The 13,231-nt window shown below is 61.7% G+C and carries 10 protein-coding genes; 9 read left to right on the top strand and 1 reads right to left on the bottom strand.

Features of this window, described 5'->3' with window-relative positions:
* Nucleotides 1-63: 63 nt before the first annotated feature.
* Nucleotides 64-777, bottom strand: coding sequence for an outer membrane protein OmpA (gene ompA / locus EBS11_RS20880; RefSeq protein ID WP_290605993.1), 714 nt, complete (start codon nucleotides 775-777; stop codon nucleotides 64-66).
* A 612-nt stretch (nucleotides 778-1,389) separates the two neighbouring features.
* Here ompA and gyrA point away from each other — a divergent pair.
* The 9 genes from gyrA (at nucleotide 1,390) to rpsA (ending at nucleotide 13,220) form a co-directional block, all read left to right on the top strand.
* A complete protein-coding gene (gene gyrA, locus EBS11_RS20875; RefSeq protein WP_290605991.1) occupies nucleotides 1,390-4,050 on the top strand; it encodes a DNA gyrase subunit A in 2,661 nt (886 codons plus the stop codon).
* 106 nt (nucleotides 4,051-4,156) lie between these two features.
* Nucleotides 4,157-4,741, top strand: coding sequence for a DUF2059 domain-containing protein (locus EBS11_RS20870; RefSeq protein ID WP_290605989.1), 585 nt, complete (start codon nucleotides 4,157-4,159; stop codon nucleotides 4,739-4,741).
* A gap of 25 nt (nucleotides 4,742-4,766) precedes the next feature.
* Nucleotides 4,767-5,858: a 3-phosphoserine/phosphohydroxythreonine transaminase gene (serC, locus tag EBS11_RS20865; protein ID WP_290605987.1), complete on the top strand. Its 1,092-nt coding sequence runs from the start codon at nucleotides 4,767-4,769 to the stop codon at nucleotides 5,856-5,858.
* A gap of 180 nt (nucleotides 5,859-6,038) precedes the next feature.
* Nucleotides 6,039-7,109: a prephenate dehydratase gene (pheA, locus tag EBS11_RS20860; RefSeq protein ID WP_290605985.1), complete on the top strand. Its 1,071-nt coding sequence runs from the start codon at nucleotides 6,039-6,041 to the stop codon at nucleotides 7,107-7,109.
* A gap of 77 nt (nucleotides 7,110-7,186) precedes the next feature.
* Nucleotides 7,187-8,293: a histidinol-phosphate transaminase gene (gene hisC, locus EBS11_RS20855; protein ID WP_290605983.1), complete on the top strand. Its 1,107-nt coding sequence runs from the start codon at nucleotides 7,187-7,189 to the stop codon at nucleotides 8,291-8,293.
* A gap of 4 nt (nucleotides 8,294-8,297) precedes the next feature.
* Nucleotides 8,298-9,203 carry a prephenate dehydrogenase/arogenate dehydrogenase family protein gene (locus tag EBS11_RS20850; protein WP_290605981.1) on the top strand — a complete coding sequence of 302 codons (906 nt, stop codon included), beginning with the start codon at nucleotides 8,298-8,300 and terminating at the stop codon, nucleotides 9,201-9,203.
* Between the two features lie 15 nt (nucleotides 9,204-9,218).
* Complete coding sequence (gene aroA, locus EBS11_RS20845; RefSeq protein WP_290605979.1) at nucleotides 9,219-10,574, top strand: 3-phosphoshikimate 1-carboxyvinyltransferase; 1,356 nt, start codon at nucleotides 9,219-9,221, stop codon at nucleotides 10,572-10,574.
* A 123-nt stretch (nucleotides 10,575-10,697) separates the two neighbouring features.
* A complete protein-coding gene (gene cmk, locus EBS11_RS20840) occupies nucleotides 10,698-11,366 on the top strand; it encodes a (d)CMP kinase (RefSeq protein WP_290605977.1) in 669 nt (222 codons plus the stop codon).
* Nucleotides 11,367-11,507: 141 nt separating this feature from the next.
* Complete coding sequence (rpsA, locus tag EBS11_RS20835; RefSeq protein WP_071650172.1) at nucleotides 11,508-13,220, top strand: 30S ribosomal protein S1; 1,713 nt, start codon at nucleotides 11,508-11,510, stop codon at nucleotides 13,218-13,220.
* The last annotated feature ends 11 nt before the right edge of the window (nucleotides 13,221-13,231 follow it).

Raw genomic sequence — 13,231 nt, 5'->3', positions numbered from 1 at the left:
GGGTTTTTTCCTGCTGTCCTTGACTTGCGCGATAACTTGCGGCAAGTCCAGGGGGCTCAGCTATTACTTGTTGCGGGTACCGACAACTTCGATTTCCACGCGACGGTTTTTAGCACGGCCTTCAGCGGTAGCGTTGCTAGCCACTGGTTGTTTTTCGCCTTTGCCTTCGGTGTACACACGGTTGCTTTCAACGCCTTTGGAAACCAGGTAGGATTTGACAGCATCAGCACGACGTACCGACAGTTTTTGGTTGTAAGCATCGGTGCCGACGGAGTCGGTGTGACCCACGGCGATGATGACTTCCAGGTTGATGCCGCCCAGTTGTGCGGTCAGCTCGTCCAGCTTGGCTTTGCCTTCTGGCTTCAGCGTAGCTTTGTCGAAATCGAAGAATGCATCAGCAGCGAAGCTGACTTTTTCCGAGGTAGGAGCTACGACGACTGGTACTGGTACCACGACGACTGGCGCTGGTGCTGGTGGTGCTGGTGGCGGAGGTGGAGCCACGCATTTGCCGTCTTGCAGAGTTTCTGGCTCTACGCACAGGGGAACGTCGCAACCTGGCACCGCGTCAGCAGGTGTCCAGTAACCGGTACGCCAGCACAGGCCGAATGGGTCACGCACGATCACGCCGCGAGCATCTTGCACGTAAGCGCTTTTTGGGCTAGGTGCTTTGATGTCAGTGGTAACTGGCGCGAACGGTGGGGAGGTTGGGGTTTGGGCCGAAGCCGAGCCAGCAATCACTGCGGATGCAGCGAAAAACAGCGTTACAAATTTATTCATTCTTTTTTCCTTTCGGGGGGTGATATCCGCAGAACAACACTGCGCTACTGGTGCTACGTGCCAAGATTTTATCATGTAGACCATATGCGCTCGTTTCAGATTGCGAAACTAGCAATTAACTTCCCAGTCATTTTGCCACACGCATCAGGGGCACACGACCGTGGTTAAATCAAAGCTTGCCCGATTTTAGACCGCACGTTGTTTTCACGCAACGGAAATGCTCATTTGTAACGCGTCTGTAACAATTGATCGCTTTTTTTGCCTCTTTTTAGGGCAGAAGACTTGAACTGGTATTGCCATTGTGCATTATCGACAGGCAAGCCCGCACGGCGCCGGTGCAAACTGTCAATATTGCCGGTCTGGCCAATTTGTACAGGTAGCGGGGCGCGCATGCTAAAATCGTGCGCTTGGCTGTTAAGAGTGCTAAACAAAAAGTGCACGGTAGCGCGGCATGGCCTGGACGTACCGAATGGTACGGCTAGCGGCCTTGTCACTGTCCCGGCCATTTTTTGCGCGGCACGCCGCCCTGGCAGCCACCCAGGATATGCAGTATTGCGTCATACATTGCGTAGCAGATAAGTTAACCACAGCCTGAGATCAGTCGAACCGCCAATGGATCAATTCGCAAAAGAAACAATTCCTATTTCCCTCGAAGAAGAGATGCGCAAGAGCTACCTCGATTACGCCATGAGCGTGATCGTCGGGCGCGCCTTGCCGGATGCGCGCGATGGCTTGAAGCCAGTGCACCGCCGCGTCTTGTTCGCGATGCATGAAATGAACAACGTGTGGAACCGCCCTTACGTCAAGTGCGCCCGCGTGGTCGGCGAAACCATGGGTAAATACCACCCCCACGGCGATGCCTCGATCTACGACACCTTGGTGCGCATGGCGCAAGATTTTTCGCTGCGCTACATGCTGATCGATGGCCAGGGCAACTTCGGTTCCGTCGACGGCGACGGCGCCGCGGCCATGCGTTACACGGAGTGCCGCCTGGACAAGATCGCCAGCGAGCTGCTGGCCGATATCGACAAGGACACGGTCGACTTCCAGCCCAACTATGACGGCAAGGAAAAGGAACCGACGGTCTTGCCGACGCGTATCCCGAACCTGCTGATCAACGGTTCTTCCGGCATCGCCGTGGGCATGGCGACGAACATTCCGCCACACAACATTACCGAAGTCATCAACGGCGCCCTGCACGTGCTGCGCAACCCGGACTGCTCGATCGATGAATTGATCGAACTGATCCCTGCGCCCGATTTCCCGACGGCCGGCATCATCTACGGCGTCTCGGGCGTGCGCGACGGCTACCGCACGGGCCGCGGCCGCGTCGTCATGCGCGCCAAGACGCACTTCGAGGAATACGGCAAGGATGGCGGCCGCATCGCCATCATCGTCGACGAGCTGCCATTCCAGGTCAACAAGAAGTCCTTGCTGGAACGCATCGCCGAAAACGTGCGCGACAAGAAGCTGGACGGCATTTCCGACATCCGCGACGAATCCGACAAGTCGGGCATGCGCGTGGTGATCGAGCTGAAACGGGGCGAAGTGCCGGAAGTGGTGCTGAACAACCTGTACAAGCAGACTCAGCTGCAAGACACCTTCGGCATGAACATGGTGGCCCTGGTCGACGGCCAGCCAAAGCTGCTGAACCTCAAGCAGATGCTGCAATGCTTCCTGTCGCACCGCCGCGAAGTGGTGACGCGCCGCACCGTGTTCGAACTGCGCAAGGCGCGCGAACGTGGTCATGTACTGGAAGGCCTGGCTGTCGCGCTGGCCAACATCGATGACTTCATCGCCATCATCAAGGCCGCGCCGACGCCGCCGATCGCCAAGGTCGAGCTGATGGCCAAGGCCTGGGATTCGTCCGTCGTGCGCGAAATGCTGGCCCGCACGGGCGACGGCACGACGCCGGGCGGCGTGGATGCCTACCGTCCGGAAAACCTGCCGAAGCATTACGGCATGCAGACGGATGGCTTGTACAAGCTGTCGGACGACCAGGCGCAGGAAATTCTGCAGATGCGCCTGCAGCGCCTGACCGGCCTGGAGCAGGACAAGATCGTCAACGAGTACCGCGACATCATGGCGCACATCGCCGACTTGCTCGACATCCTGGCCAAGCCGGAACGCGTCACCGTCATCATCACCGATGAAATGACCCTGGCGATGAACGAATACGGCGCCGGCAACAAGGACGTGCGCCGCTCGCAGATCGAACTGAATGCCACCGACCTGGAAACGGAAGACCTGATCACGCCGCAGGACATGGTCGTGACCCTGTCGCACACGGGCTACATGAAGGCGCAGCCGATCACCGAATACCGCGCGCAGAAGCGCGGCGGGCGCGGCAAGCAGGCCATGGCGACGAAAGAGGAAGACTGGATCGACCAGCTGTTCATCGCCAATACGCACGACTACATCCTGTGCTTCTCGGACCGTGGCCGCATGTACTGGCTGAAGGTGTGGGAAGTGCCGCAAGGCTCGCGCAACTCGCGCGGCAAGCCGATCGTCAACATGTTCCCGCTGCAGGACAACGAAAAGATCACCGTGATCCTGCCGCTGTCGGGCGAAAACCGCACCTTCCCGGAAGATCATTACGTCTTCATGTCGACCAGCCTGGGTACCGTGAAAAAGACGCCGCTGAAGGACTTCAGCAATCCACGCAAGGCCGGCATCATCGCGGTCGACCTGGACGACGGCGACTTCCTGATCGGCGCCGCGCTGACGGACGGCCAGCACGACGTGATGCTGTTCTCCGATTCGGGCAAGGCAGTGCGCTTCGACGAAAACGACGTGCGTCCGATGGGCCGCACGGCGCGCGGCGTGCGCGGCATGAACCTGGAAGAGGGCCAGCACGTGATCGCCCTGCTGGTGGCCGAGAACGAGCAGCAGTCGGTGCTGACGGCCACGGAGAACGGCTACGGCAAGCGTACGCCGATCACCGAGTACACGCGCCACGGCCGTGGCACGAAAGGCATGATCGCCATCCAGACCAGCGAGCGCAACGGCAAGGTGGTTGCCGCGACCCTGGTCGATACCAGCGATGAAATCATGCTGATCACCACCGGCGGCGTCTTGATCCGCACCCGCGTGTCGGAAATCCGCGAGATGGGCCGCGCGACGCAGGGCGTGACCCTGATCGCCGTGGAAGACGGCACCAAGCTGTCCGGCCTGCAGCGCGTGGTGGAGACGGATATCGACGAAGTCGAGCTGACGACGGAGGCGGGCACGGATGCCGCGCCGGCGGCGGCCGATCCGGCCCAGCCGGAGTAAGATGATTGGGGCTCCGCGAGGAGCCCCAATTGCTGTTGGCGTGCCCGTTGCGGCGCCAGCCTGCATATTTCAAGTTGTTCCCCGCTTTTGTAAAGTCCCGCATGCCATGAGAAAAATCGTCGCCACCTTCTTCGCCGCGTTTTCGCTGGCCTTTCTTGCCACCCTGCCGGCCCTGGCCCAGAGCACGCAAGCCGCGCCGGCCCGCCAGGCCGCGCCCAGCCCCGCCATGAAAGTGGCCGTGCGGCGCATGCTCGAGGCGATGCAGTTCCCGCAGCTCACGCGCAGCATCTTCGACCAGATGCTGCAATCGGTGCCGGAAATGATCCGCCAGTCGGCGCAACAGCAAATCAATACCGATCCGCGGCTGGACGAGCAGCGCAAGGCGCGCGCGCTGGCCAGTGCCGAGGAAGAGATTCCCGTGGCCGTCGCCACCCTGACGCAGGTGCTGGCCGACCCGACCCTGATTGACGAGCTGGGCGCCGAGATGGTGCCCCTGTACGCGCGCTATTACACGGTGCCGGAAGTCGAGCAGCTGACGGCCTTCTACAAGACGCCGCTGGGGCGCAAGATGCTGGCCACCATGCCGCAGTTGTCGGCCGAATCGATGGCCATCAGCCAGCGCGTGCTGATCCCGCGCGTCAATGCCGTGCTGGAGCAAGTCATGCGGGCGGCCACGCAGCCGCCCCAATAATTTTCATTTTGCCAAGGACCGTATCGTGACCCAAATCTACAACTTCTCCGCCGGCCCGGCCGTCCTGCCCAAGGAAGTGCTGGCGCAAGCGGCCTTTGAGATGCAGGACTGGCATGGCAGCGGCATGTCGGTGATGGAAATGAGCCACCGTGGTCCCGAGTTCATCTCCATCTACAAACAGGCCGTGGCCGACCTGCGCGAGCTGCTGGCCGTGCCCGAGAACTACAAGATCCTGTTCCTGCAGGGCGGTGGCCTGGGCGAAAATGCCATCATCCCCATGAATCTGGTGGGCCATGGTGCCACGCAGCCGGCCACCATCGACTTCGTGCACACGGGTTCCTGGTCCGGCAAATCGATCAAGGAAGCGGCCAAGTACGCCAACGTCAACGTGGCGGCATCGTCGCAGGCGGGCGGTTTCACGCATGTGCCGGCCGTATCGGACTGGCAGCTGACGCCAGGCGCCGCCTACCTGCACATCTGCACCAATGAAACCATCGATGGCGTGGAATTCCAGCAGGCGCCAGGCGTACCGGCGGGGACCACCATCGTGGCCGACATGTCCTCGCACATTCTGTCGCGGGTTATTGATGTATCGCAATACGGCGTGATCTTCGGCGGCGCGCAGAAAAACATCGGCCCGGCCGGCCTGACGGTCGTCATCGTGCGCGAAGACTTGCTGGGCAAGGCCCTGCCGATCTGCCCGTCGGCCTTCGACTGGAGCATCGTGGCCGAACATGAGTCGATGTACAACACGCCGCCCACCTACGGCATCTATATCGCCGGCCTGGTTTTCCAGTGGCTCAAACGCCAGGGTGGCGTGGCAGCCATGGAACAGCGTAATATTGAGAAAGCGGCGCTGCTGTACGCGGCGCTGGATGCGGACGACTTCTACCAGAACCGGGTCGCCCCGGAATACCGCTCGCGCATGACCATCCCGTTCTACCTGCGCGACGAAAGCTTGAACGACGCATTCCTGGCTGGCGCGAAACAGCGCGGCCTGCTGCAACTGAAGGGCCACAAGTCCGTCGGCGGCATGCGTGCATCGATCTATAACGCGATGCCGATCGAGGGCGTGCAAGCCCTGGTCAACTATTTGAACGAGTTTGCCGGACGCTAGAATGCCTGCCAAAAAGTCCAGGGCGTTGTTGCATTGCCTTGTCGTACATTCGTACTGTCAGCGGCAACGCGCCTAGCCCTGATCATTTTGTCCGGCATTCTCATGAATGAGCGCGCCGGCCCGCCGCCGGCGCAGGCCGCGCGGCAATGATTGAAGTACAGCTGACGAAACAAACCAACCATGACCGATAAACTGAAACCGCTGCGCGAACAGATCGATGCGATCGACGCGCAAATCCTCGACCTCCTGAACCGCCGCGCGCAGATTGCCCAGCAAGTGGGCCACGTGAAGGCGGAAACGCAGGCGCCCGTGTTCCGCCCCGAGCGCGAAGCGCAGGTGCTGCGCGGCGTGGCCGAGCGCAATCCCGGCCCCATGGGCGACCGCGAAGTGCAGACCATCTTCCGCGAAATCATGTCCTCCTGCCGCTCGCTGGAAAAGAGGGTCACCGTGGCGTATCTGGGCCCGGCCGGCACCTTCAGCGAACAAGCCGTGTACCAGCAGTTCGGCAGCGCCGTCGAAGGCTTGCCGTGCGCCTCCATCGATGAAGTGTTCCGCTCCGCCGAGGCGGGGACGGCGGACTTTGGCGTCGTACCCATCGAGAATTCCTCGGAAGGCGCCGTCAACCGCACCCTGGACATGATGCTGCAGACTAGCCTCATCATCAGCGGCGAGGTGGCCATCGCCGTGCACCACAGCCTGATGACGAAGAGCGGCAACATGGATGGCGTGACCTCCATCTGCGCCCATTCGCAGGCGCTGGCGCAGTGCCAGGTGTGGCTGAACCAGAACTACCCGCACATCGCGCGCCACGCCGTGGCCTCGAACGCGGAGGCGGCGCGCATGGCCGGCGAGGATGGCACGGTGGCGGCCATCGCCAGCGAACTGGCGGGCGCGCAGTACAAGCTGGGCGTGGTGAAAGGCCATATCCAGGACGACCCGCACAACCGCACGCGCTTTGCCGTCGTCGGCACCTTGCAGACGGCGCCGTCGGGCAAGGACCAGACCTCGCTGGTGCTGGCCGTGCCGAACAAGGCGGGCGCCGTGTACCAGCTGCTGGCACCCCTGGCGAAACACGGCGTGTCGATGACGCGCTTCGAGTCGCGCCCGGCGCGCATGGGCAGCTGGGAGTATTATTTCTATGTCGACGTGGAAGGCCACGTGCACGATGCAGCCGTCGCCCAGGCGCTGGCCGAACTGCAGGGCAATGCGGCCTTCTTCAAGGTGCTGGGGTCGTATCCGGTCAGTCTGTAACCCAGTAAAGGCTGGGGGCCGACCCCAGTCATTGCTTTTGGGGTTCACCAATCATTCACCAACTTTTAAAGAACACCATGTCTAAAAATATCGGTCCTGAATACGTCCGCGCCATCGCCCCTTACCAGAGCGGCAAGCCGATCGCGGAAGTCGCGCGCGAGTTTGGCCTCGACGAGGCAGCCATCGTCAAATTGGCGTCGAATGAAAACCCGTACGGCATGCCGGCATCGGCCAAGCAGGCGATGATCGCCGCCATCGATGACCTGGGCCGCTACCCGGACGCCAACGGCTTCGACCTGAAAGCCGTATTGTCCAAGCGCTATGACGTGCCGGCCGACTGGATCACCCTGGGCAACGGCAGCAACGACATCCTGGAAATCGCCGCGCACGCGTTTGTCGAGCATGGCCAGTCCGTCGTGTACTCGCAGTACTCGTTCGCCGTCTACGCACTGGCCACGCAAGGCCTGGGCGCGCGCCACATCGTCGTGCCGGCGCAAGCCTATGGCCATGACCTGGACGCGATGGCGGCGGCGATCGCCGACGACACGCGCCTGGTCTTCATCGCCAACCCGAACAACCCGACCGGCACCTTCCTGACGGCCGCGCAGCTCGAGGCGTTCCTGAAGAAAGTGCCGCAGCACGTCGTCGTCGTGCTGGACGAGGCCTACAACGAATTCCTGTCCGCCGATGACCAGTACGAGTCGACGGCATGGGTGCGCCAGTATCCGAACCTGGTGGTCTCGCGCACCCTGTCGAAGGCCTATGGCCTGGCCGGCCTGCGCATCGGCTTTGCCATCGCCCAGCCGGCGCTGACGGACCTGATGAACCGCATCCGCCAGCCGTTCAACGTCAACTCGCTGGCGCAGGCGGCCGCCATCGCCGCCCTGAACGACAAGGAATTCCTCGAACAGAGCGCGCGCAACAACGCGGCCGGCTACCAGCAGTTCACGCAAGCGTTCACGCAGCTGGGCCTGGAATACGTGCCATCGCACGGCAATTTCGTGCTGGTGAAAGTGGGCGACGACGATGGCGCCGGCGCGCGCGTCAACCTGGCGCTGCTGAAACAGGGCGTCATCGTGCGTCCCGTGGGCAGCTACGGCTTGCCGCAATGGCTGCGCATTTCCATCGGCCTGCCGCAGGAAAACGCCATCTTTATCGCTGCGCTGACGAAAGCGCTGGCCTGACCCCATGACGACGCCTGCACTGAAAAAAATCGTCATCTTCGGCGTAGGCCTGATCGGCGGCTCGTTCGCGCGCGCCCTGAAGCATGCGGGCGCGGTGACCACGGTGGTCGGCATGGGCCGTTCGCCGGCGTCGATGGCGCGCGCGCTGGAGCTGGGCATCATCGACGAGATCGGCGGCGACGTGGCCACGGCCATCGCGGGCGCCGACCTGGTGCTGCTGGCCGCACCCGTGGCGCAGACGGGGGCCATCCTCGCCTCCATCGCGCCGCACCTGAAGCCGGGCACCGTCGTCACCGACGCGGGCAGCACGAAAAGCGACGTGGTGGCGGCCGCGCGCGCGGCGCTGGGAGGCAAGGCGGGCCAGTTCGTGCCCGGCCACCCGATCGCGGGACGCGAGACGAATGGCCCCGATGCGGCCATCATTGATTTGTATCAAGGCAAGAAAGTGGTGCTCACGCCGCTGGCGGAAAACGCCGCGGGCGACGTGGAACGGGTGGCCGCCGCGTGGCGCGCCTGCGGCGCCATCCTGCACACCTTGACGCCCGAAGAACATGACAAGGTGTTTGCCGCCGTCAGCCATCTGCCGCACCTGCTGGCCTTTGCGCTGGTCGACGACATCGCCAACAAACCGCACGCGGGCCTGCTGTTCCAGTACGCGGCCAGCGGCTTTCGCGACTTTACGCGCATCGCCGGCTCATCGCCGGAAATGTGGCGCGACATCAGCCTGGCCAACCAGCCGGCGCTGCTGCATGAACTGGACGCCTACCTGGCGCAGTTGACGACCTTGCGCGCGCACCTGGCCGCCGGCGACGGCGCTGCCATCGAAGGCGTGTATGCGAACGCCCAGCACGCCCGGCAGCAATGGATAGAGGCGATCGAAACGGCGGAAGCGCCCGCGCCCACACAATAATCGAAGGATTCCAGCATGACCCAGACCAAGCACTACCCCCACCATATCGATCTGAAGCCGGTGATGCACGTCGAAGGCACGGTGCGTCTGCCCGGCTCGAAAAGCATTTCCAACCGCGTGCTGCTGCTGGCCGCGCTGGCCAAGGGCACGACGAAGATCGTCGACCTGCTCGCCTCCGACGACACCTTCGTCATGCTCACGGCATTGACCTCGCTGGGCGTGAAATGGACGCAGGATGAACTGCAGGGCGATCCGGCCACGGCGCACCAGATCCACCACGTGGAAGGCTGCGGCGGCGTCTTCCCGCACCATGCGGCTGACCTGTTCATGGGCAATGCCGGCACGGCCATCCGCCCGCTGACGGCGGCGCTGGCCGTCATCGGCGGCGATTACACGCTGCACGGCGTGTCGCGCATGCACGAGCGGCCCATCGGCGACCTGGTCGACGCGCTGAACGCCGTCGGCACGCAGATCGAATACACGGGCGAGCAGGGCTTCCCGCCGCTGCGCATCCGCCGCGGCCATATCCACGCGCAGCGCATCGCCGTGCGCGGCAACGTGTCGAGCCAGTTCCTGACGGCCCTCCTGATGGTGGCGCCGCTGATGGCGCGCGACCACGCGGTGACCATCGACGTGACGGGCGAGCTGATCTCGAAGCCGTACATCGAGATCACCCTGAACCTGATGCGCCGCTTCGGCGTGACGGTCGAGCATGACGGCTGGCAGTCGTTCACCGTGCAGCCGGGCCAGCAGTACCAGAGCCCGGGCACCATCCACGTGGAAGGCGACGCCTCGTCGGCGTCCTACTTCCTGGCGGCCGGCGCCATCGGCGGCGGTCCCGTGCGCGTGGAAGGCGTGGGACGCGACAGCATCCAGGGCGACGTGCGCTTCGTCGAAGCCTTGCAGCAGATGGGCGCGACCATCACCATGGGCGAGAACTGGATCGAAGCCCGCTCGAATGGCGTGCTGAAGGCCATCGACATGGATTTCAACCACATTCCCGACGCGGCCATGACGATCGCCGTGGCCGCCCTGTACGCGGACGGCACCTCCACCTTGCGCAATATCGCCAGCTGGCGCGTAAAGGAAACGGACCGCCTGGCGGCCATGGCCACGGAACTGCGCAAGCTGGGCGCGGAAGTGGAAGAGGGCGCCGACTACCTGCGCGTGACGCCGCCGGCCGAAATCGCCGCCGCTACCATCGACACGTATGACGACCACCGCATGGCCATGTGCTTCTCGCTCGCGTCGCTGGACGGCGCCGCCCGCCGCGGCAATGACATGCGCATCATGGACCCGAAATGCGTGGCCAAGACCTTTCCCGAGTATTTCACCGTGTTCGCGGGGATTGCCAAGGATACATTGATATAACCCAAGACAAGTGCCGGGGTCGGACCCTCAGGGGGAATGCCTTCCAATGGAAGGCATTTCGATCCGCCAGGTCTGACCCCAGCCCTTGCCTTGGGGTTTAGTTCTTTTTAAAGTGACAAAATAATGCCGACCTCCCACATCCCAGTCATCGCCATCGACGGCCCCACCGCTTCCGGCAAGGGCACGGTGGCCCACCGCGTGGCCGACAAGCTCGGCTTTCATTACCTCGATTCGGGCGCGCTGTACCGCCTGACGGCCCTGTCGGCGCTGCGCCGCGGCACGGACTTGCGCGACGAGCACGCGCTGGCCAAGCTGGCCGAGCACCTGCCGTGCCACTTCGCGGGCGGCGAAATCCTGCTGGCCAACGAAAATGTGACCGAACAGATCCGCGCGGAAGAAGTGGGCAATACGGCGTCGAAAATTGCCGTCTTGCCAACGGTGCGCCACGCCCTGGTCGGTTTGCAGCTGGGCTTTCGCAAGACGCCGGGCCTGGTGGCCGATGGGCGCGACATGGGCACGGTGATCTTCCCGCATGCCCTGCTGAAGGTGTTTCTCACGGCCAGCGTCGAGGCGCGCGCGCAACGGCGCTACAAGCAATTGATAGACAAGGGTTTTTCTGCTAATATGGAAGACCTTCTGATGGATTTGCAGGCGCGGGACGAACGTGATACTCACCGTGCGATTGCGCCGCTGGTCCCCGCGGAAGGGGCGCATGTCCTCGATACCTCGGCCATGACGGCAGATGATGCCGTTGAAACCGTGTTGAAATGGTATGCCGCTGTTGCAAGATAAGCAGCAAAATGGCGTGTATTGCTGTGTAGTGCGCGCCATGTGGTGCCCGTTGACGGCTCCTGGCCTGTCCGGGTGTGTCAAAAACCTAACCCAGTTTAAGTCGCATCGTGCGATCTCTGCTGGATAACCTGTGTGAACCCTATGTCTACTGTTACAACTAACGAATCTACCGGTATGGAAAGTTTTGCTGCGCTCTTCGAGGAATCGTTGTCGCGTCAAGATATGCGCTCCGGCGAAGTTATTTCCGCTGAAGTCGTGCGCCTCGACCACAATTTCGTGATCGTGAACGCTGGCCTCAAATCCGAAGCATTCATCCCTGTCGAAGAATTCAAGAACGACCACGGCGAACTGGAAGTCAAAGTTGGTGACTTCGTTTCCGTGGCGATCGAATCGCTGGAAAACGGTTTCGGCGATACCATCCTGTCGCGCGATAAAGCCAAGCGTCTGGCTTCGTGGCTGGCTCTGGAAAAAGCGATGGAATCGGGCGAAATCGTCGTCGGTACCGTCAATGGTAAAGTCAAAGGCGGTCTGACCGTGTTGACCAACGGCATCCGCGCATTCCTGCCGGGCTCGCTGGTTGATACCCGTCCTGTCAAAGACACCACCCCATTCGAAGGCAAAACCCTCGAATTCAAAGTGATCAAGCTGGATCGCAAGCGTAACAACGTGGTTCTGTCCCGCCGCGCCGTCATCGAAGCTTCGATGGGCGAAGAGCGTCAGAAACTGATGGAAACGCTGAAAGAAGGCACGGTCGTGACCGGCGTCGTCAAAAATATCACCGACTACGGCGCGTTCGTGGATCTGGGCGGTATCGATGGCCTGCTGCACATCACCGACCTGGCATGGCGCCGTGTACGTCACCCGTCGGAAGTTCTGACGGTTGGCCAGGAAATCACCGCCAAGGTCCTGAAATACGATCAAGAGAAAAACCGTGTTTCGCTGGGCGTGAAACAACTGGGCGACGATCCTTGGACCGGTCTGTCCCGTCGTTACCCACAAAGCACCCGTCTGTTCGGTAAAGTAACGAACCTGACCGACTACGGCGCGTTCGTTGAAGTGGAACAGGGTATCGAAGGTCTGGTACACGTTTCCGAAATGGACTGGACGAACAAAAACGTTGCTCCTAACAAAGTTGTCCAACTGGGCGACGAAGTAGAAGTAATGGTTCTGGAAATCGACGAAGAGCGTCGTCGTATTTCGCTGGGCATGAAACAGTGCAAAGCCAATCCATGGGACGACTTCGGTGTTACCCATAAGAAAGGTGATAAAGTCCGCGGCGCGATCAAATCGATCACCGACTTCGGCGTGTTCATCGGCCTGGCCGGCAACATCGACGGTCTGGTGCACCTGTCCGACCTGTCCTGGACCGAAACCGGCGAAGAAGCCGTGCGTCGCTTCAAGAAAGGTGACGAACTGGAAGCCATCGTTCTGGCCATCGACGTTGAGCGCGAGCGCGTTTCCCTGGGCGTCAAGCAACTGGAAGGTGACCCATTCAACAACTTCGCAGCCATGAACGACAAAGGCTCGCTGGTAACCGGTACCGTTAAATCGGTTGAGCCTAAAGGCGCCGTGATCCAACTGTCCGAAGAAGTCGAAGGCTACCTGCGCGCTTCCGAAATCTCGCGCGACCGCGTTGAAGATGCTGGTACGCACCTGAAAGTCGGCGACACCGTCGAAGCCATGGTGTTGAACATCGACCGCAAAGCTCGTGGTATCCAACTGTCGATCAAAGCGAAAGACAACGTGGAAACCCAGGAAGCCATGCAGAAGATGGCAGCTACCGACAACAACGCAGCTTCGGGCACCACCAGCCTGGGCGCCTTGTTGAAAGCTAAGTTCGACAACAAGAACTAAGACTGCGGATA

It is taken from the genome of Janthinobacterium sp., from assembly GCF_009923995.1.
GTDB lineage: Bacteria > Pseudomonadota > Gammaproteobacteria > Burkholderiales > Burkholderiaceae_D > Janthinobacterium.
Note: the sequence above shows the minus strand (reverse complement) of the source record. Positions and strands in the feature narration are given on the sequence as shown.

Bases quoted from the DNA above. Each gene is read 5' to 3' on its own strand.
- pheA (WP_290605985.1), top strand. From the start codon at position 6,039: ATGACCGATAAACTGAAACCGCTGCGCGAACAGATCGATGCGATCGAC.
- aroA (WP_290605979.1), top strand. From the start codon at position 9,219: ATGACCCAGACCAAGCACTACCCCCACCATATCGATCTGAAGCCGGTG.
- EBS11_RS20850 (WP_290605981.1), top strand. From the start codon at position 8,298: ATGACGACGCCTGCACTGAAAAAAATCGTCATCTTCGGCGTAGGCCTG.
- gyrA (WP_290605991.1), top strand. From the start codon at position 1,390: ATGGATCAATTCGCAAAAGAAACAATTCCTATTTCCCTCGAAGAAGAG.
- ompA (WP_290605993.1), bottom strand. From the start codon at position 777: ATGAATAAATTTGTAACGCTGTTTTTCGCTGCATCCGCAGTGATTGCT.
- hisC (WP_290605983.1), top strand. From the start codon at position 7,187: ATGTCTAAAAATATCGGTCCTGAATACGTCCGCGCCATCGCCCCTTAC.
- rpsA (WP_071650172.1), top strand. From the start codon at position 11,508: ATGTCTACTGTTACAACTAACGAATCTACCGGTATGGAAAGTTTTGCT.
- cmk (WP_290605977.1), top strand. From the start codon at position 10,698: ATGCCGACCTCCCACATCCCAGTCATCGCCATCGACGGCCCCACCGCT.
- EBS11_RS20870 (WP_290605989.1), top strand. From the start codon at position 4,157: ATGAGAAAAATCGTCGCCACCTTCTTCGCCGCGTTTTCGCTGGCCTTT.